Source organism: Bartonella bilalgolemi (assembly GCF_023500045.1).
Classification (GTDB): domain Bacteria; phylum Pseudomonadota; class Alphaproteobacteria; order Rhizobiales; family Rhizobiaceae; genus Bartonella; species Bartonella bilalgolemii.
Map to the genome: position 1 here is coordinate 1 of NZ_JAMCOF010000010.1, position 19,889 is coordinate 19,889.

The 19,889-nt window shown below is 36.0% G+C and carries 19 protein-coding genes; 13 read left to right on the plus strand and 6 right to left on the minus strand.

The genetic code is table 11. From position 1 onward, the window contains the following. The first annotated feature begins 591 nt into the window (after positions 1 to 591). A complete protein-coding gene (gene dapD / locus M4Z11_RS05755) occupies positions 592 to 1,440 on the plus strand; it encodes a 2,3,4,5-tetrahydropyridine-2,6-dicarboxylate N-succinyltransferase (protein WP_249677452.1) in 849 nt (282 codons plus the stop codon). 57 nt (positions 1,441 to 1,497) lie between these two features. Here the strand turns inward: dapD and lepA are convergent, their stop codons facing one another. The 4 genes from lepA to def form a co-directional block, all read right to left on the minus strand. Further along, positions 1,498 to 3,303, minus strand: a complete 1,806-nt coding sequence (gene lepA, locus M4Z11_RS05760; protein ID WP_249677454.1) for a translation elongation factor 4 — start codon at positions 3,301 to 3,303, stop codon at positions 1,498 to 1,500. Between the two features lie 250 nt (positions 3,304 to 3,553). Further along, entirely contained in the window at positions 3,554 to 4,297 is a 744-nt protein-coding gene (gene truA, locus M4Z11_RS05765; RefSeq protein WP_249677456.1) for a tRNA pseudouridine(38-40) synthase TruA, read from the minus strand. A gap of 1 nt (position 4,298) precedes the next feature. Beyond that, positions 4,299 to 5,228 carry a methionyl-tRNA formyltransferase gene (gene fmt / locus M4Z11_RS05770; protein ID WP_249677457.1) on the minus strand — a complete coding sequence of 310 codons (930 nt, stop codon included), beginning with the start codon at positions 5,226 to 5,228 and terminating at the stop codon, positions 4,299 to 4,301. A gap of 14 nt (positions 5,229 to 5,242) precedes the next feature. Then, positions 5,243 to 5,758, minus strand: a complete 516-nt coding sequence (gene def / locus M4Z11_RS05775) for a peptide deformylase (protein ID WP_249677459.1) — start codon at positions 5,756 to 5,758, stop codon at positions 5,243 to 5,245. A 100-nt stretch (positions 5,759 to 5,858) separates the two neighbouring features. Between def and M4Z11_RS05780 the strand changes: the two genes are divergently transcribed. Both M4Z11_RS05780 and M4Z11_RS05785 read left to right on the plus strand, forming a co-directional pair. Further along, complete coding sequence (locus tag M4Z11_RS05780) at positions 5,859 to 7,037, plus strand: DNA recombination protein RmuC (RefSeq protein WP_249677461.1); 1,179 nt, start codon at positions 5,859 to 5,861, stop codon at positions 7,035 to 7,037. 101 nt (positions 7,038 to 7,138) lie between these two features. Continuing rightward, a complete protein-coding gene (locus M4Z11_RS05785; RefSeq protein WP_409337887.1) occupies positions 7,139 to 7,726 on the plus strand; it encodes a transglycosylase SLT domain-containing protein in 588 nt (195 codons plus the stop codon). Positions 7,727 to 7,919: 193 nt separating this feature from the next. Here M4Z11_RS05785 and M4Z11_RS05790 read toward each other — a convergent pair whose 3' ends face one another. After that, positions 7,920 to 8,171 (minus strand): BQ00720 family protein, encoded by a 252-nt coding sequence (locus M4Z11_RS05790; RefSeq protein ID WP_249677464.1) that lies wholly within the window; start codon positions 8,169 to 8,171, stop codon positions 7,920 to 7,922. 485 nt (positions 8,172 to 8,656) lie between these two features. On the opposite strand from M4Z11_RS05790, the gene nth reads away from it, so the two are divergent. From nth to M4Z11_RS05840, 10 genes are all read left to right on the plus strand, one after another. After that, entirely contained in the window at positions 8,657 to 9,397 is a 741-nt protein-coding gene (gene nth / locus M4Z11_RS05795; protein WP_249677466.1) for an endonuclease III, read from the plus strand. Positions 9,398 to 9,538: 141 nt separating this feature from the next. Continuing rightward, the gene (rpmI, locus tag M4Z11_RS05800) at positions 9,539 to 9,742 is read left to right on the plus strand and encodes a 50S ribosomal protein L35 (protein ID WP_035005477.1); all 204 of its coding nucleotides are present in this window, start codon (positions 9,539 to 9,541) and stop codon (positions 9,740 to 9,742) included. A 30-nt stretch (positions 9,743 to 9,772) separates the two neighbouring features. Further along, entirely contained in the window at positions 9,773 to 10,174 is a 402-nt protein-coding gene (gene rplT, locus M4Z11_RS05805; RefSeq protein ID WP_249677468.1) for a 50S ribosomal protein L20, read from the plus strand. 91 nt (positions 10,175 to 10,265) lie between these two features. Continuing rightward, positions 10,266 to 11,357, plus strand: a complete 1,092-nt coding sequence (pheS, locus tag M4Z11_RS05810) for a phenylalanine--tRNA ligase subunit alpha (protein WP_249677470.1) — start codon at positions 10,266 to 10,268, stop codon at positions 11,355 to 11,357. 31 nt (positions 11,358 to 11,388) lie between these two features. Further along, positions 11,389 to 13,803 (plus strand): phenylalanine--tRNA ligase subunit beta, encoded by a 2,415-nt coding sequence (gene pheT, locus M4Z11_RS05815; protein WP_249677472.1) that lies wholly within the window; start codon positions 11,389 to 11,391, stop codon positions 13,801 to 13,803. A gap of 171 nt (positions 13,804 to 13,974) precedes the next feature. Further along, entirely contained in the window at positions 13,975 to 14,880 is a 906-nt protein-coding gene (locus tag M4Z11_RS05820; RefSeq protein WP_249677474.1) for a metal ABC transporter substrate-binding protein, read from the plus strand. Then, a complete protein-coding gene (locus M4Z11_RS05825) occupies positions 14,880 to 15,689 on the plus strand; it encodes a manganese/iron ABC transporter ATP-binding protein (RefSeq protein ID WP_249677476.1) in 810 nt (269 codons plus the stop codon). The genes M4Z11_RS05820 and M4Z11_RS05825 overlap by 1 nt, the downstream gene beginning before the upstream one ends. Before the next feature lie 17 nt (positions 15,690 to 15,706). After that, positions 15,707 to 16,570 (plus strand): metal ABC transporter permease, encoded by an 864-nt coding sequence (locus M4Z11_RS05830; RefSeq protein ID WP_249677478.1) that lies wholly within the window; start codon positions 15,707 to 15,709, stop codon positions 16,568 to 16,570. After that, positions 16,567 to 17,472 carry a metal ABC transporter permease gene (locus tag M4Z11_RS05835; protein WP_249677480.1) on the plus strand — a complete coding sequence of 302 codons (906 nt, stop codon included), beginning with the start codon at positions 16,567 to 16,569 and terminating at the stop codon, positions 17,470 to 17,472. The genes M4Z11_RS05830 and M4Z11_RS05835 overlap by 4 nt, the downstream gene beginning before the upstream one ends. Positions 17,473 to 17,862: 390 nt before the next feature. Then, on the plus strand, positions 17,863 to 18,249 hold the full coding sequence (locus M4Z11_RS05840; RefSeq protein WP_249677481.1) for a YbaN family protein: 387 nt from the start codon (positions 17,863 to 17,865) through the stop codon (positions 18,247 to 18,249). A 286-nt stretch (positions 18,250 to 18,535) separates the two neighbouring features. Here the strand turns inward: M4Z11_RS05840 and pncB are convergent, their stop codons facing one another. Continuing rightward, a complete protein-coding gene (gene pncB, locus M4Z11_RS05845) occupies positions 18,536 to 19,840 on the minus strand; it encodes a nicotinate phosphoribosyltransferase (RefSeq protein ID WP_249677483.1) in 1,305 nt (434 codons plus the stop codon). Positions 19,841 to 19,889 lie beyond the last annotated feature (49 nt).

Sequence of the window (19,889 nt, forward strand, 5' to 3'; positions counted from 1 at the left end):
ATACTGTTGAAACTTTCTCTTGAGAATTAGGAGAAAAGCAGAGATGCATAAAAAATTTATAGGATATAAAAACAATAAGGATTGGGTGAATGCGATTTAAACCGATTATTATTGTCTACATTGTTTGATATGAATTTGAAACATAATTAGCATACAGATCATTTAAATTAATTATAAGCATTAGCTTATGTAATGGACTAGATATTGTATTTTAAATACTATTATTACTATGATGACGGATATGACAATACAGCTTTTTGCAACTATATGTGTTTCTGTTGGGGTTATTGGCTGGATGTTTGGTATTATTGATTACAGTGTAAAATATAAGTATATCAAGAAAATAAGCTGATCTATTTTCATCGTTCCAGATTAAAATAGCAAAAAATTTAAGATATTGAGACCTAGAAAAATAATGTAAGCATAAACGTAGAAATATTTTTAGTGTTTTTTATTTTTTATAATTTTCTCTTAGAGAGCTATCTTGTATTCTTTTTTCGTCATTTTATTGACTGCATATATTTCTTCACGTAACGTAAATCATCAAGGATAAATCTTGGCGCTTTTGATTTTTTAAACGGGTCTTTGGTAATGACTAATCTCATACAACTTGAAGAAATTATTGAAAAAGCTTTTAATAATCGAGATTTCATCAATTCTAATACAAAGGGTGAAATTCGTGAGAGTGTTGAGTACATATTGAATCTTCTCGATAAAGGTGAGATTCGTGTAGCTCAACGTCAAGATAATGGTCAATGGTATGTTCATCAATGGTTAAAAAAGGCTGTTCTTTTGTCTTTTCGACTTCATTCTATGTGTATCATTTCTGGTGGTGCAAATGAATCACATTGGTGGGATAAAATACCTTCAAAATTTTCTGGTTGGCAAGAAGTTGATTTTAAAGAAGCAAATTTTCGCTCAGTTCCAGGAGCAATTGTACGTCATTCCGCTTATATTGCTCCTCGTGTGATATTAATGCCTTCTTTTGTTAATATTGGTGCCTATGTGGGAGAAGGGACGATGGTTGATACATGGGCATCTGTTGGTTCATGCGCACAAATTGGTCAATATGTCCATCTGTCTGGTGGTGTAGGTATCGGAGGCGTTTTAGAACCACTACAAGAAGGTCCGACAATTATTGAAGATCATTGTTTTATTGGTGCACGCTCTGAAATTGTTGAGGGGTGTATTATACGTGAAGGTGCTGTTTTAGGCATGGGAGTTTTTATTGGAAAGTCCACTAAAATTATTGATCGTACAACAGGTGAAGTTTTTATCGGTGAAGTCCCTGCTTACTCAGTTGTTGTTCCAGGTTCGTATTGTGGGAAACCACTGCCAAATGGTGAAATGGGCCCCAATCTTTATTGTGCCGTAATCATTAAACGCGTTGATAAAAAAACACGAGAAAAAACATCAATTAATAATTTATTGCGTGATTAAAAGCATTTCTCAAAAATTATTTATTGATAATGAAATCAATAAAAAGAAAAAACAGAGTTATTTACTCATTTTAAGTGCTTGAATAAAGGCTGATTGGGGAATTTCTACTTTTCCAAATTGACGCATCCGTTTTTTACCTGCTTTTTGTTTTTCAAGCAGTTTACGTTTACGGGTAATATCACCACCATAACACTTCGCTGTGACGTCTTTTCGTAAAGCGCGAATTGTTTCACGAGCAATAATTTTCCCGCCAATTGCTGCTTGAATTGGAATCTGAAACATATGTTGAGGAATTAGATCTTTAAGTTTTTCACACATAGAACGCCCACGTTTTTCAGCTATGCTACGGTGCACAAGCATCGATAAGGCGTCAATAGATTCTCCATTGACCAAAATGGACATTTTAACCAAATCACCTTCAGAATAATCAGTTACTTGATAATCAAAAGAGGCATATCCTTTTGAGATGGATTTCAAACGATCATAAAAATCAAAAATCACTTCATTCAAAGGTAAATCATAAGTTACCATAGACCGTGTACCAACATAAGATAAACCCGTTTGCACTCCACGCCGTTCTTGACAAAGTTCTAAAATAGCTCCAAGATAATTATCAGGCGTCATGATTGTTGCCCGAATCCATGGTTCTTCAATAGAAATAACTTTAATAATGTCAGGCATATCCGCTGGATTATGTAATTCCTTAACAGAACCGTCAGTCATATTCATGCGATAAATAACAGAAGGTGCAGTTGCGATTAAATCTAAATTAAATTCGCGTTCTAGCCTTTCTTGAATAATTTCAAGATGCAGAAGTCCTAAAAAGCCACAACGAAAGCCAAAGCCTAAAGCAGCTGATGTTTCCATCTCAAAAGAAAAGCTTGCGTCATTTAAACGTAATTTACTCATAGCTGTGCGTAAATTTTCAAAATCGGCTGCATCAACTGGAAAAATACCACAAAAAACAACTGGTTGAGCAGGCTTAAAACCAGGCAGTACCTCTTCACAAGGTCGGCGATCTTCAGTAATAGTATCCCCTACTCGTGTATCCGCAACCTCTTTTATAGAAGCTGTTATAAAGCCAATTTCCCCTGGGCCTAACTCGTCAACTGGGACCATTTTGGGAGTAAACACTCCAACTCGTTCAACGGGATATTTTGCTCCTGTTCCCATCATACGAATGGTCTGACCTTTTTTTAAAACACCATCAATCACTCTCACCAGAACGATAACACCAAGATAAGCATCGTACCAACTGTCAACCAGCATTACTTTTAAAGGATCTATAACATTACCAGTATGTGGTGGTGGTAATTGCGTAATAATTTTTTCCAAAACGTCAGAAATGCCTAAACCTGTTTTCGCTGATATTTCCACTGCCATAGACGTATCAATACCAATCACATCTTCAATTTGCTCTTTCACACGTTCAGGCTCTGCGGCTGGAAGATCTACTTTATTAAGCACTACAACTAATTCATGAGAATTATCAATAGCTTGGTAAACATTTGCTAATGTTTGTGCTTCTACTCCTTGACTCGCATCTACCACTAAGAGCGATCCTTCACAAGCTGCCAATGAACGCGATACTTCGTAAGCAAAATCAACATGGCCAGGTGTATCAATAAGATTTAAAATATAAGTTTCACCATTTTTTGCTTTATAGCATAGACGTACCGTTTGAGCTTTAATAGTGATTCCACGTTCGCGCTCAATATCCATAGAATCAAGCACTTGTTCTTTCATTTCCCTTGTTTCAAGGCCACCTGTCATTTGGATTAAACGATCAGCCAAAGTCGATTTTCCGTGGTCGATATGAGCTACAATGGAGAAATTACGAATATAATTGCGATCTATTGTCATACAAGGCGATTTAGCAAAGAATAATACAAAACGCAAAGACCAATTACAGACTTTCAAAAACCTTTTAAAAAGATAAATAAAAATACTACTGGAGAAAAATGTTAGTTTTTTAAATTATGAATTTTCTTTTTATTATAATGTGATGGTTTCTCAACTCGTTACCTGATCTTCATTGATAACAATCTCTAAATTTTTTTATGAAGTTTCTAATTGTTAAGAATATTTTGTGAAAACAATTTTAACAGAGCAACTAATAGTCAACTTTTATCAGATAAAGGCCTGAGGGGGGTGCTACTACACCACAACGGGCGCGATTTTTCGCATGAAGAGCTGCTTCGAGATCTTCAGCTGTCCAGCGTCCAATACCAACTTCCATCAGGCTTCCTGCAAATGAACGGATTTGATGATGAAGAAAAGAACGAGCTTGTGCATAAAGGAAAATTTCTTCTCCTTCTCTTTGGATATCCAAGCGCTCAAGGGTACGGACAGGACTTTTGGCTTGGCAATGAGCCGATCGGAAAGTTGTAAAATCATGTTGTCCTACAAGTTTTTGAGCTGCTTTATGCATAGCATCAGCGTCTAGTGGTTTTGGCAACCACCAAACACGCTTAGCATTGAGAGCTGGTGGTGAACGGCGATTGAGAATTTTAAAAAGATAGTGCCGTTTAGTGGCACAAAATCGCGCATCAAAGTTATCAGGAACATTCTGAACATTTAGAACAACAATATCTTCGCCTTGTTTCCGCAAATGAGCATTGAGTGCATCACGTACAATATGCGTATTCCAATGTTTCTCAAAATCAATATGAGCAACTTGTCCCATAGCATGGACTCCAGCATCCGTTCTTCCAGCTGTAGTGATGGTTAGTTTTTGTCCGCTAAAGTGAAAAATAGCTTTTTCAATGGAACCTTGTATTGTGCGAAGACTTTTCTGGCGTTGCCAGCCAGCATAATTAGAGCCATCATATTCAAGAGTAAGTTTAAAACGTGGCATATTAGAAAACTGCAGAAATATTAGCTCCTCGCAAAAATGTTGCGCGATCAAGAAGTTTTCCACCGGATCTTTGGAGATGAGTTATTTCTATACATCCTTGTCCACAATGAACAATTAATTGCTCTGGTTCGATTCGCCTAATTTCTAGGGAACTCTTTTCTATTAAGTGACTTCCAAGAATTTTTACTCGTTCTTGTTTGCCATTGATATTCATGTTGCACCAACAACCAGGAGTAGGAGAAAGAGCGCAGATGTGTTTATGAATGGATTTGGCAGACTTCGTCCAATCAATTTGAGTTTCTTCTTTTCTGATTTTAACAGCATAGGTCGCTCCTTTTGACGATTGTGGAATAAGTTTCAGTTGATTTTTTTCGAGAGCTGATAAAGTTTCTACGATAAGTTTTGCTCCTACATGTGATAGTTTTTCTGAAAGTTCATAAGCTGTCATGTTATCAGTGATAGCAACTGAATGTGATAAGGCAATAGGTCCTGTGTCTAATCCTTCATCCATTTTCATAATCACTATTCCTGTTTCTTGGTCATCAGCCATAATTGCACGTTGAATAGGTGCAGCGCCACGCCAGCGTGGTAACAGTGAAGCATGAACATTAAAACAACCAAAGCGTGGTGATTCAAGAATGGGTTTGGGCAATAATAATCCATAAGCAACAACAACAGCAACATCAACAGAAAGTTCCGCAAATTGGATTTGCTCTTCAGCTGTTTTGAGAGTTTGAGGAGTAAAAACAGGAATCGATTTATTTTGTGCTGCAATTTGAACAGGAGAAGGGGACAATTTGAGACCACGCCGTCCTGCTGGACGAGGAGGTTGGCTATAAACTGCTACAATATCATGACCAGCTTCTAATAAAGCATGCAAGATGGGTACAGAAAAATTCGGTGTTCCCATAAAACTTAATCGTAATGCCATTATGAAGCTGCTTTCTATCTACTTTGCTTTTTTGCACGTTTTTTGAATTTTCGTATTACCATATTACGTTTGGTTTTTGAAATGTGGTCAATAAAAAGATAACCATTCAAGTGATCAATTTCATGTTGCAAGCAAGTAGCTAAAAGATCATTTGCTTCGATTTCTGTTTGTTCTCCTTCACGATTTTTATAGCAAATACGGAGGCATTTGGGACGTTCAACTTCTGCAAAATATTCAGGAATAGAAAGGCAACCTTCTTGATAAACGCTACGTTCATCTGATATCCATAAAATTTCTGGATTAATAACAACAAGCGGATTTTTAGAAGCATTTTTGGGGGAGATATCTACAACTAACATCCGCAATGGTATACCAACTTGAACAGCTGCAAGTCCAATACCTTGAGCATTATACATAGTTTCTAGCATATCATCAGCTAATTTTTGAATAATTGGATCAATATGTTCAACTGGTTTTGAAACTTCACGTAAAATAGGATCAGGTAAAATAACTAAAGGCTTTATTGACATAACGAATAGTTTTGTAAATCGATGCTTAATTTATAAAGGCAAGTATTGAAACTGAATAAGTGCATGTATTTTTTTGCGATAAAAACATTATATTATCCTTATGTTCGATTCGCTTTTTTTAATAATGCCCTTTGGTAGGCACTATAGTCAACTAGTGGTTTTCTTTGTTCTAGTTTGTGTAGTGCTTTTAATCATTATGCATAATAACCGGAAAAGAGCCATTTTGGAACGTGAAGTAGTTGAACGTGCTCGCGAGGCACAAATGCAGATGGCTACATTGTTGCAAACACAAGTTGAAATGCAAGGACGTATGCAAACAATGGCAGAAATTTTTGGTCAAAGGCAATTTGAATTGAATCAATCTATTTGTGAACAACTTAATGGGATGAGAACCAATTTAGGACAAACTCTTCAGGTGCAGACTAAGTCTACTTATGAAAACTTGACTCGTTTACAAGAGCGTTTGGCAGTGATAGATGCAGCACAAAATAATATTCAATCGCTTACTGGACAGGTTGTTCAATTACAAGCTATTTTAAACAATAAGCAAACACGAGGTATTTTTGGACAGGGACGGATGGAAGCAATTATTTCTGATGCTTTACCATCTAATGCTTACGTTTTTCAAGCTATTCTTTCAAATGGAAAACGACCAGATTGTATTATTTATATGCCTAATAAGGCACCATCTCTTGTTATTGATGCTAAATTTCCTTTAGAGGCTTGGAATGCAATGCGTGAGGCATCATCATCTAGAGAACGTCAGGAAGCTGAACGCCAATTTCATCATGATATGGATGTTCATATTCGCGATATTACGAAAAAATATTTAATTCCTGGAGAAACACATGATACAGCTTTTCTTTTTGTGCCATCAGAATCGATTTTTGCCACAATCTATGAGGAATTTGAGTCATTAGTGCAAAAAGCTAATCGAGCGCATGTGATTATTGTATCACCTTCTTTATTAATGTTATCTGTTCAAGTTGTGCAAACTATTATGAAAGACGCAAGGATGCGTGAACAAGCGCATTTAATCCAATCAGAAGTAGTAAAATTAATGGAAGATTTTGAACGAATGGATATACGTGTTCGCGCTTTACAGAAACATTTTTATAAAACGAGTGAAGATATCGAAGCAATTTTGACATCATCTTCTAAAATTATGAAGCGAGCTAATCGCATTGAAGCTTTTGAATTAAAAGAAAACGATTCTATATCGGAGCCAACAGCAATACATGCTCAGTCACAAACTCCGCCCCTAGATGATAAGGAGTAAAAGAAAGGTATCAAAATACCATATTGATTTTTTTTATTTATAAATTAATAAAAGTTTTTAATAATGTTCCATTTAATTTTTAGAGTTAGGAAGAACAAGTGATATGGCGCTTTTTTTTGTTAGGTGGGTGTGTATTTCTATTAGGAAGTTGTTCTACAAAACCTCCTGCGCATATTAATAACGCTTGTGCTATTTTAGCTCAAAAAGATAGTTTTTTTAATAATTGGAGAAAGGCTGCTAAAAATGCGGAATTACTTCACGGAATTCCTATGCCTATTATTCTTGCAACTATTCATGTAGAATCAGGTTTTCGTCATAATGCACGTCCTCCACGTAAAAAACTTCTCGGCTTTATTCCATGGAAGCGTCGTTCGACGGCCTATGGTTATTCTCAAGCGATTGATAGCACATGGGACAATTATGTTCGTTCTACAGGAAAAATTTTTGCGTGGCGTACCAATTTTGCGGATGCAGCGGATTTTATTGCTTGGTATCATCGTCAAAGTGTTCGACGTAATAGCGTTAGTCCAAATGATGCATATAATCTCTATTTAAATTACCATATGGGACATGGTGCTTATGCGCGTCACCAAGGTCCTTCGTCTGCTGATATTGCAAAAAAAGCACAACATGTGGAAGCGCTATCTAGACTTTATAATCAGCAATTAAAAGCATGCAGGCGGCGCTAAAAGCGCTATGAGATTCTGTTTATCAAACCTATTGTAGTAATTGGCTGAGAGTGTGGATATAAATTGCTTCTAATCCCTATTTCTAAGTTTTAGAATAATATTTCTTTGCTGTGTTTGCTTATATAAAATATATAGCACAATTTTACCAAATTTCGGCCTGTTTTTTAGGAATTATTCAGGATTTTTAACCGGTCTATTGAAGTGTCACAATTTGTAGTTCATGCTCATTAGCGCCTGCAAGGGCTATAGAACGTTCATCAGATAAAATAATTGGGTGACCTGTTTCTCCGAAGAGAGCCCATATTGTAATACCCGGGATCATGGGGGGAAGATCTGGAAAATTTTTGGCTAGATCATCCGTACAAACTTCTTTTAAATAGGCAATTTGTCGCGCATCAGGAAAGACCGTATTTTGTAACGATAAGATTTGTTTACGCTCTTTCATGGTATTGATCCTTTATTCGTTACCTTCTATTACTTTGATTACTATTGGTGTTGGTTTTAATTGCGATTGTTAAAGATTAATAGATAAAAGACAATTTTTCAACTCAGCATTTGTTATATGGATTATTCTTAGCTAAAAGAAGATATATTGAAATTGGACTAGAGACCATACTATAACATAAATACTGATATTTTTAATTCTTTTCGTATTTCACTGAGCGATCAGCTGATTGCCTTTAATTGAGATCACTGATCTTAAATTTAATAACAGACAAAAGACATGAAGCAGTGCAACCTCTATACAATTTTAAACTACTTTAATGAAAACAATCAACTTTACGGATATATTGTAATGTTTTTTTGATTATCTCAAATTTAAAAAGAAAAGAATATAATATATAATATATATCATTTTGGTAATTTTACAAAGTAGCCATTTAGCGAAATTAAACAAAAACTTCGAAAAAGAAGATCTAACAGAGTATAATGACTGAAAAAGTGATTAAATCATTAAAGGTGTGCAAAGATACCAAGATAATTTATGGAGTGGATGAAATTGCAGAAATATTTCGTCGTTTTTCCATTCAGCGTCCTACACCTAAGAGTGATCTTAATTATACCAATGTTTTCACTCTTTTGGTTGCGGTTGTTCTTTCTGCTCAAACTACGGATGCCAGCGTTAACAAAGTTACAAAAAAATTGTTTTGCCTTGCTGATCGACCAGAAAAAATGATTATATTAGGAAAAGAAGGAATTGCACATCATATCCGTGCGATTGGTCTTTGGCGTGCAAAAGCGCATAATGTTTATGCGCTTTGTTGTCGTTTGATTGATCAATATGGTGGACAAGTTCCTGATAGTCGTGAAGAACTTATGACGCTCCCTGGTGTAGGACGTAAAACTGCTAATGTTATTTTGAACATTGCTTTTGGACAGCCTACTATGGCAGTGGATACACATATTTTTCGTCTTGGAAATCGTCTTGGTTTCGCATCAGGAAAAACACCGGGAGAGGTCGAAGAAAAATTAGTAAAAATTATTCCAGATTGTTATCTACAGTATGCACATCATTGGCTTATTTTACATGGACGTTATATTTGCAAAGCGCGTAAAGTAGAATGCGTACAGTGTATCATTGCAGATCTCTGCAAAGCAACAATCAAAACGAATGCGGTTCCAGCGCCTTTAGTTGAAGTTAAAGGCAATGGGGCTCCAGTTTTTTTTTAACACGGACTTGCTATTTTATGTATACTGGCTTATGAAAATGTAATGTGAACTGCCCGGCAGGGCATGCCGTGGCTGTTCAAATGTTTACTCGAGCTTTGGTCAGCTTGATCGAATTTAACGTATAACGTATGGAGTAGCGAAATGCCCAAAATGAAGACAAAATCATCTGCTAAAAAGCGATTTAAAGTCACTGCAACAGGTAAAGTTAAAGCAGCTGCTGCAGGTAAACGGCATGGTATGATTAAACGTTCTAATAAGTTTATTCGTGATGCACGTGGAATGATGGTGTTAGCTGAACCAGATGCTAAAAAAGTTATTCAGTGTTATTTACCAAATGGCCTTTGAGCTTTGCTTTGATTTTGTAGGAGATTATTCATGGCACGTGTAAAAAGAGGTGTTGTAGCTCATGCTAAGCACAAGAAAGTTCTCAAACAGGCTGAAGGTTTTTATGGTCGTCGTAAAAATACTATTCGTGCAGCTAAAGCAGCAGTTGACCGTTCGAAGCAATATGCTTATCGTGATCGTAAAAACAGAAAACGTACTTTTCGTGCTTTGTGGATTCAAAGAATTAATGCTGCTGTTCGTATAGAGGGCTTGACTTATGGGCGTTTTATTGATGGTCTATCAAAGGCTGGTATTGAGATAGATCGTAAGATTCTCTCTGATATAGCTATTTATGATCCAGCAGTATTTACTTCTTTGGTGGCCTCTGCAAAGAAATCTTTAGAATATTTGAAAGATACAACACCTAATGCTTTTGAAAGAGCTGTCAAGTAGCCATCTACGTTCTCTTTAGGTATTCATTATTCGGGGTTCCGCGCTGGTTATTACTGGTGCGGTTTTTTTTATTGAAAAATAGGCAGAGATTATGAACAATAACGATATTGAGCATTTAGAACAAGAAATTTGTTTTGCTTTGAAAACAGCGAATGATGAACAAGCACTTGAGGCAGTGCGTATTGGGGCATTAGGGAAGAAGGGAAGCATTTCTGAAAAATTAAAAGCATTAGGCAAGATGAGTGCTGATGAACGGCGTAAAGTAGGTCCAGTACTTAATGGGTTAAAAAAACGCGTTTTAGAGTTATGGATGCAAAGACGTGATGCTCTCAAGCATCAAGCAATGACTATACGCCTGTCTAACGAAACCGTTGATGTAACTTTACCTGTTCGTTCATCACCCATAGAGCGGGGTCGTATTCATCCTATCTCGCAGGTGATTGATGAAATCGTAGCTATTTATATGGGTATGGGTTTTTCTATTGCAGAAGGGCCAGATATTGAAACCGATTATTATAATTTTACTGCGTTAAATTTTCCTGAAGGTCATCCAGCGCGTGAAATGCATGATACTTTCTTTTTTGATGTTGATGAAATGGGAAATCGAAAATTGTTACGCACACATACATCGCCGGTACAAATTCGTGTGATGGAAAAGAAACAAGCTCCGATACGTATCATTATTCCTGGAAAAACTTATCGTATGGATTCTGATGCAACTCACTCACCAATGTTTCATCAGGTGGAAGGATTAGTGATTGATAAAGTTTCTAATATTGCACATATGATGTGGCTTCATGAAACTTTTTGTAAATCTTTTTTTGAAGTACCTTCGGTAAAGATGCGTTTTCGTCCTTCTTTCTTTCCTTTTACTGAGCCTTCTATGGAAGTGGATATTCAGTGTGATCGTTCTGGTTTGGAAGTAAAATTTGGTGAGGGTCGTGATTGGTTAGAAATTTTAGGATGTGGAATGGTGCATCCTCATGTTTTGAAGAATGCTGGTTTTGATCCTGATGAATATCAAGGCTTTGCATGGGGAATGGGCATTGATCGTATTGCTATGTTAAAATATGGTATGCCTGATTTGCGAGCTTTTTTTGATGCTGATATTCGTTGGTTAAATCATTACGGTTTTCGCTGTTTTGACATTTCTCTTTTATTTTCTGGTTTGAACAATGTGTGATCTTATAACAGTTGTCATGTGAGGTTTGAAAATGAAATTTACGTTGTCCTGGTTAAAGGATCACTTAGAAACAAATGCGTCTTTGGATGAAATTTGTGATAAACTGACAGCTATTGGCCTTGAGGTTGATCATGTTGAAGATCGTTCTTGTTTAACTGGTTTTGTAATTGCAAAAATTTTAACCGCTATTAAACATCCTGATGCGGATAAATTACAGGTTTTGTCAGTAGATATAGGATCTGGTCCGCATATTCAGGTTGTCTGTGGTGCATCAAATGCACGTCCTGGACTTGTTGGTGTTCTTGCGTTGCCAGGCACTTATGTTCCTGGACTTGATGTGACGTTATCTGTAGGAAAAATTCGTGGTGTTGAAAGTTTTGGTATGATGTGCTCACAAGCAGAGCTTGGCTTATCCAATGAGGATTGTGGGATTATTGAACTTTCCAAAGATGCACCCATTGGAATGTCATTTGTAACTTATGCAGGATTAGATGATCCAGTGATTGATATTGGTTTAACACCTAATCGTTCTGATTGTACAGGTGTTAGAGGAATTGCACGTGATTTAGCTGCAACTGGAATTGGAAAATTAAAAAAATTATCTTTGCCACAATTATCTTCTTCTTTTGAAACGTTAGTCCAAGTTTCTTTGGATTATCCGCAGGACTTATCATTGTGCCTAGGTTTTTCTTGGTGTGAAGTTCGCAATGTACAAAATGGTATGTCGCCACAATGGATGCAACAGCGTTTGAATGCTATTGGTTTGCGATCAATGAATGTTCTGGTTGATGTAACAAATTATATTAGTTTTGATCTTGGTCGTCCCCTTCATGCTTTTGACGCGGATAAGGTGAAAGGGACATTGGTTGTACGTCGTGGTCGTGAGGGTGAACAATTTCAAGCATTAAATGGTAAAGTTTACAGTTTAGGTTTTGAAAATTGTGTTATTGCAGATGAAGAGGGTGTTATTGCCATCGCTGGTATTATGGGTGGAGAAAGAACAAGCTGTGATGAAAAGACACGTCGTGTTATTATTGAATCAGCGCTTTGGGATTCAAAGAATATTGCGCAAACTGGGCGTTCATTGGGACTTATTAGTGATGCACGTTACCGGTTTGAGCGGGGTGTTGATCCGGCTTTTATGGAATCAGGTCTTGAGATTGCTATAGAATTAGTTTTGCGTCTTTGTGGTGGTGAAGCATCAACGACACAAGTCATAGGATATAAAAAGCCAGAAATCAAAGAGATCGTTTTTCCATTTTCGGAAATTAAACGTTTAACCAATTTGGAGATAGAACCAGAGCAAGCTTTTACTCTTTTGATACAGCTTGGATTTGTCATTGAAGGACAAGAGAATGTAGTTACGGTTAAAGTACCAACCTGGCGCCCTGATATTGTTGGTAAGGCTGATTTAGTAGAAGAAATTATGCGGATTTATGGATTAGATAAGATTCAGCCTATACCGTTGGAAAATTTTGCTGAGGTTAAGCGGAAAACGTTTACATTTTTGCAGATTTGTTCATACGCTGCTCGTAGGATTTTAGCGTATCGAGGTATGATGGAAGCTGTAACTTGGTCATTTATTTCTGAAAATCAAGCATTAGCTTTTGGGGGTGGCCAGGAACAGCTTAAATTAGTGAATCCTATTGCTTCTGATATGTCAGTAATGCGTCCTTCTCTTTTACCCGGTTTACTTGTTGCTGCACAGCGAAATATTGATCGTGGTTTTTTAGATTTTGCTTTGTTTGAAGTTTCTAATATTTATCAAGGTGACACACCTGATAAGCAACAGAATGTTGCTAGTGGTATTCGTTGTGGTACGGAAAAATTTGAAGGAGCTGGACGCTTCTGGGCTGGAAATGCAAAGGCAGTGGATGTTTTTGATGCTAAAGCAGATGCATTCTCTGTTTTAGAAGCATGTGGTATGGATAACAGTAAAGTGCAAATTGAAGTTGGAGCACCTAATTGGTATCACCCTGGTTGTTCAGGTGTTATCAAACTTGGATCGAAGGTTATTCTTGGTTTTTTTGGTATTTTTCATCCTAGTACTTTGGAAAAGTTAGGTGTGAGTGGTCCTATATGTGGTTTTGAAATTTTCCTTGATCGAATTCCAGAACCCAAAAAAAAGACCACGAAGATCCGCCTTCCTTTAAATTTGTCACCTTTTCAAATAGTGCGACGTGATTTCGCATTTGTTGTTGATAAAGAAGTTGCATCTTCTCTTATTGTTCGTGCTGCGAGTGGAGCGGATAAAAAATTTATTTATTCAGTACAGGTTTTTGATCTTTTTGAAGATCCAAGTCTTGGTCAAGATAAAAAATCTGTTGCAATTGAAGTTGCTATTCAGCCTATTGAACGAACTTTGACTGATGAGGATCTTGAGAAATTAGCTTTAAAAATAATTGAGAATGTCACTAAAACAACCGGTGCATATTTGCGTTATTAATTATTATATTGTGCAAAGGTGGTTTTTGTTTTCTTGGATATGAAAAATATTTCAATATTTCCTTTCTTAAAGATATCTGGAAAAGTTGTTGTTTTAAAATTATTGCAAAGTTAGGAATTAACTGTTATGTTTATATGATAATGCAAATCATTAGCAATAGAGAGAAAATCAATGCAACTGAGAGCGTTTTTTATCACATGTTTTTTTGGTATAATTCTTTTCATTCCCGGTACAGTTTTGAGTGCTGGTAAATTTAAAGCTGTCACAACTTTCACTATCATTGCTGATATGGCTCGTAATGTTGCTGGTGATGTTGCCGATGTTGAATCAATTACCAAACCAGGTGCTGAAATTCATGAATATCAGCCTACACCACGCGATCTTATGCGTGCTCAAGGCGCTAATCTTATATTGTGGAATGGTTTGGGGTTAGAGCTTTGGTTTGAAAAATTTTTTCAAAATCTCAAAGATGTTCCAAGTGCAATCGTTTCAGAAGGTATTGTGACTATTAAAATTGGAGAGGGGCCTTTTAGTGGTAAACCGAATCCTCATGCGTGGATGTCGCCAATCTCGGCCTTGATTTATGTTGATAATATTCGTGATGCTTTTGTAAAATATGATCCTGAAAATACCGCTATTTATAATAAAAACGCTGAAGTTTATAAACAAAAGATTCGTTTGAGCATTGACCCAATTAAAGCTGAGTTGCAAACAATACCAGAAGATAAACGCTGGCTTGTAACAAGTGAAGGTGCATTTAGTTATTTAGCGCGTGATTTCGGTTTGAAAGAACTTTATTTGTGGCCTATTAATGCTGACCAGCAAGGGACACCACAGCAGATTAAGCATATCATCGATATGGTTCGGAAATATAATATTCCAGTTGTTTTTTCTGAAAGCACTGTTTCTGCTGCGCCTGCTAAGCAGGTAGCAAAGGAAACAGGTGCTAAATATGGGGGTGTGCTTTATGTAGATTCACTAAGTGATAAAGATGGTGAGGTTCCTACTTATATTGATTTATTACGTATTACAAGTGCCCGTATTACTAAAGCTTTGTCAGATGAGGTAAGGAGCTGATGATTGGGTGTGGAATATCTGCCCAAGATGTAACTGTGACTTATCGTAATGGTTATACAGCTTTGCGAGAAGTGAGTTTTGAAAGTCCTGTAGGTTCTATTTCGGCATTGATTGGGATTAACGGATCAGGAAAGTCTACATTATTTAAAGCTATTATGGGATTTGTAAAAACTTCAAAGGGCAAAATTTGCATTTTGGGTTTATCAGTTAAAAAGGCTTTAAAACAAAACCTTATTGCGTATGTTCCCCAAAATGAGGATGTTGATTGGAATTTTCCTGTTCTCGTTGAAGATGTTGTTTTGATGGGACGGTATGGTCATATGAATTTTTTTCGTTATGCTAGAGAGCAAGATCATGAAGCTGTTCGTGCTGCATTAGAACGCGTTGATATGTTGCCGTTTGCTAAACGCCAGATTGGTGAACTGTCTGGTGGACAAAAAAAACGCGTTTTTTTGGCACGTGCTCTTGCACAGAAAGCAAAAGTTATTTTACTAGACGAGCCCTTTACAGGAGTTGATGTCAAGACAGAAGATAAAATTACCGCTTTGTTGCAAGATCTGCGTAAAGAAGGCGCTGTCATATTAGTCTCTACTCACAATTTAAATTCCGTTGCTGAATTTTGTGATCGTACGATTTTAATCAAGGGAACAGTTGTCGCTTCTGGATTAACAGAAGTGGTGTTTACACAAAAAAATCTTGAACAAATTTTTGGTGGTTCTCTACGACATCATTATGTTGGTTTTCAATATGCAAAAAAAAATGATATTTTCACAGATGATGATGAGGCTTTATTTCATGATTGCAACTAGAAACTGGAGCATATTTTATGATTGCTTGGTTGCTTGAGCCTTTTACCTACCAATATATGATTAATGCAATGTGGGTTTCAGGGTTAGTTGGCTGTGTTTGTGCCTTTCTCTCTGCTTTTTTAATGTTAAAAGGTTGGTCATTGATTGGTGATGCGCTTTCCCATTCGATTGTACCTGGAGTTGCTGGGGCTTATCTTTTGGGATTACCTTTTTCATTTGGAGCTTTTTTTTCTGGTGGGCTTGCTGCTGCAGCAATGTTATTTTTAAATAATAGAACAAAACTAAAAGAAGATACAATCATTGGTTTAATTTTTTCTTCCTTTTTTGCCTTTGGATTATTTCTGAAATCGCTGAGGCCAATGTCTGTTAATATTGATACAATTGTTCTGGGAAATATTTTAGCAGTTAGTTCATCAGATATTATGCAGTTAGCTTGTATTGGTTTTGTTTCCCTTTTTATATTGTGTATGAAATGGAAAGATTTATTGGTTTTTTTATTTGATGAGAGTCATGCGCGCGCTATTGGATTAAATGTTACGCTATTAAAAATTCTCTTTTTTACACTTCTTGCTGCTTGTACTGTTGCGGCTATGCAGACAGTAGGAGCTTTTTTAGTGATTTGTCTTGTGATTACACCGGGAGCAACAGCTTATCTTTTAAGTGATCGTTTTGTAAATCTTTTAATTATTGCAGTTATGATTGGAACCCTTACAAGTATCTTGGGTGTTTATATGAGTTATTTTTTGAATGCACAAACCGGTGGTGTTGTTGTGCTTTTTCAAACGTTTTTATTTATAGTCGCCTTTATTTTTGCCCCTAAATACGGTTACATCGCTACACGCTTACGTGTGAGAGCAGCAAAAAGGTGTGGTGATATATGATTGATCAATTGCTGCTTCCTTTTCAGTTCTCTTTTATGATTAAAGGTATGATCATTACCATTATTTTGGCTGTTCCAATGGCTTTGCTTTCTTGTTTTCTTATTTTAAAGGGATGGGCCCTTTTAGGAGATGCAATTTCTCACGCAGTTTTTCCTGGGGTAGTTGTTGGATATATGGCGACCCCATGGGTGATAACATTTTTGTCTTCTATGCCGTTTCTTTGGTTTCATGATATACGTCCTGCTAATGTCACAATGACTTTGATTACTTGTGGTGCTTTTTTAGCAGGTATGATTTGTGCCATTGTAACAGGTTTCTTAGGGAATAACAGTCGCATTAAACAGGATACTGTTATGGGTGTTGTTTTTTCATCTATGTTTGGTTTAGGGCTTGTTTTAGCAACAGCAATATATAGTGATTTGGATTTAAATCATATTTTATTTGGTAATCTTTTAGGTGTTAATTGGCTTGATATTACACAAACAACAATAATTTCTGTTATTGTTACAACAATTTTGGGTATAAAATGGCGTGATTTTATGTTGTACATTTTTGATTCAATTCAAGGATGTGCAATAGGATTACAAATAGCGGTGCTCCATTATACTTTTTTAACAATGATTTCTCTGACAATTGTTTCTGCTTTGCAGGCAGTTGGAATTATCTTAGTTATTTCTCTGTTAATCGCACCAGGTGCTATTGCTTATCTTATCACTAAGCATTTTTTTTATATGCTGTTAATTGCTGTATTTATTGCAGTATGTTCGAGCTTTTTTGGAATTTATCTCAGCTTATTTATTGGTTCTGATTCTGCGGCTACAATTGTATTAATTTTAACACTCATTTTTATTGTTGTTTTTATATCAAATTCCTTTCGTCAGAGTACAGTTCAAGAAATGTAATGGAGCTCACGCATAGCAGCTATGCATTTTTGTATATTGTTTCTAAAGTGTGTTTTCATTAAATAAGAAGAAGCTAGGTCATTTTCCTCCTAATGTCTAGTGAATGAGTGCAGTATTCCTCCTCCCAACACTGCATTCGTAATTATAAGGCTGCATTGATTTATCATGCAGCCTTTTCATTTTGGAATTCTCTAAAAGAATTAATTTTTATTGTTTGAAAACTTTAAAATTGTCATCATATTGTATAGATTGTTCTTTGTTTTGGAAAACAATTACTACTAAGAATGTGTTGACTGATTTATTGTGTAGAGAAATGATAATGTATTAAATTTTCATAGTAACAATATTTTGCATAATAGTTATCTGAGCAAGAAAAAACAGCGACAAATAATGAAGAAAAATTTTAAGGTATCTCGTCCTCTCCGTATTTGCTATTCTATATTAGGATGGGTAATGATTGTATTAGGTTTTATTGGTATCATTCTACCTATTATGCCTACAGTGCCCTTTTTATTAGTCGCTTCATGGTGTTTTACGCGTTCATCACCACGTTTTCACCATTGGTTGTGTAATCACAGAATTTTTGGTTCTCCTATTAAACAATGGGAGGAAAAAAAAGCTATTCCAACATCTATCAAGATTTTTGCAGTGATAAGTATGCTGGGTGGTTTTTTATCATTTTTGGTGATGATCCATCCAGCTTTATGGCTTATTTTATTAGTTGCGGTTATTTTATTGCTGATTGCTCTTTATATTATAACACGTCCATCTTCTTAAATATGATCGAAATGAAAAATTTTACTGACAAGAAGTGTTTTTACTTTGAGTTATTTTATAAAAGTTCAGTATTTATGAATATCAAAATAGTACTTCACTTTATAAGATTTTTCAGAATATTATAAGACTGCTACGTTCATTAAAGATATTACTGTATCAGGGAGTGTGATTCCAATTAGGCAAGACTGGATCATGAAGATTATGATCTTATTTTATATTTAAAAAGCAATATTTTATTGGTTAAGTTTATTGTTCAGAAGTTATTTTTATACAAATGAGTTAATGGTTAAATTTTTACAGGTTTAGCAATGCGTTGTTCATTCCCAAAAAAATTTAAGTAACGTTGTATTTCTTTTGGATCGCCAATAGCTTTTTCGGGATTATCCGAAAGTTTTACAGCTGGTCGGCCATTAGCATGGGTGACTTTACAAACAAGAGAAATGGCTTCAAGGTTTGGAATATTTTTAGGCGCACAATTTTCAAAATCATTAGTAAGATTAGTTCCCCATCCAAAGTACATACGGACTTTGCCATGAAAGTGGTGATAAGTTTTTTCAATCGTGTCTATATCTAAAGCATCAGAAAAAATTAATAATTTTTCACGTGGGTTTTTTCCTTTTTCTTGCCACCATTTAATGATTCGCTCACCTCCTTCGATAGATGGAGCACTGTCGGGCCTGAAACCTGTCCAGTCTGCTACCCATTCTGGGGCATTTCGTAAAAAAGCTTCTGTGCCAAAAGCATCAGGCAATACAATTAAAAGGTTACCGCCATAATAACGATTCCAGTCTTGTAAGACTTTATAAGACGCTTTACGTAAATCATCGTCATTATTGCTAAGGGCAGAAATAACCATTGGTAATTCATGGGCATTGGTACCAAGAGCTTCTAAATCTGTATCCATGGCTAGAAGGACGTTAGAAGTACCTGTAAAAGAATTACCAATTCCTTCTTTTAAAGCTTCAACACACCAGCGTTGCCATAAAAATGAGTGCCGACGTCTAGTCCCAAAGTCAGATATTTTAATATCGGGCAGTTTTTTTAGTCGTTCAATTTTGCTCCACATTTTTGCTTTGGCACGAGCATAAAGCACATCAAGTGCAAAAAGACCAAGATTTTTCATAGCAGCACGTGAACGTAATTCACTAATGATAGCAAGAGCAGGAATTTCCCACATAGAACTATAAGCCCATGGTCCATCAAAACGGAGAATATATTGACCATCTTTGCGAGTTAATTCATATTCTGGAAGCTGAAATTTTTCAAGCCACTGTAGAAACTCTGGTTCAAAGATTCGTTTACGTCCATAAAATGTATTACCAGCAAGCCAAATCATTTCTTTTTTGGTAAAGCGCAAGCCAAGAGCATGATCAAGTTGAGCGCGCAACTCACTTTCATCAATATCATTAGCAAGGCGAATTGTTTTTGTGCGGTTTATGAGAGAGAAAGTGACATTAACATCTGGATACAATCCCCAGATCATCTGCACCATAAGAAGTTTATAAAAATCTGTATCAAGAAGAGAACGGATGATTGGATCAAGTTTCCACGTATGATTATAGACACGTCTAGCAATATCTGTACAATTCATGATCTTTTCTCTTATTTGTGGAGTAAAATTTAAAACTGTTGTCCATTCT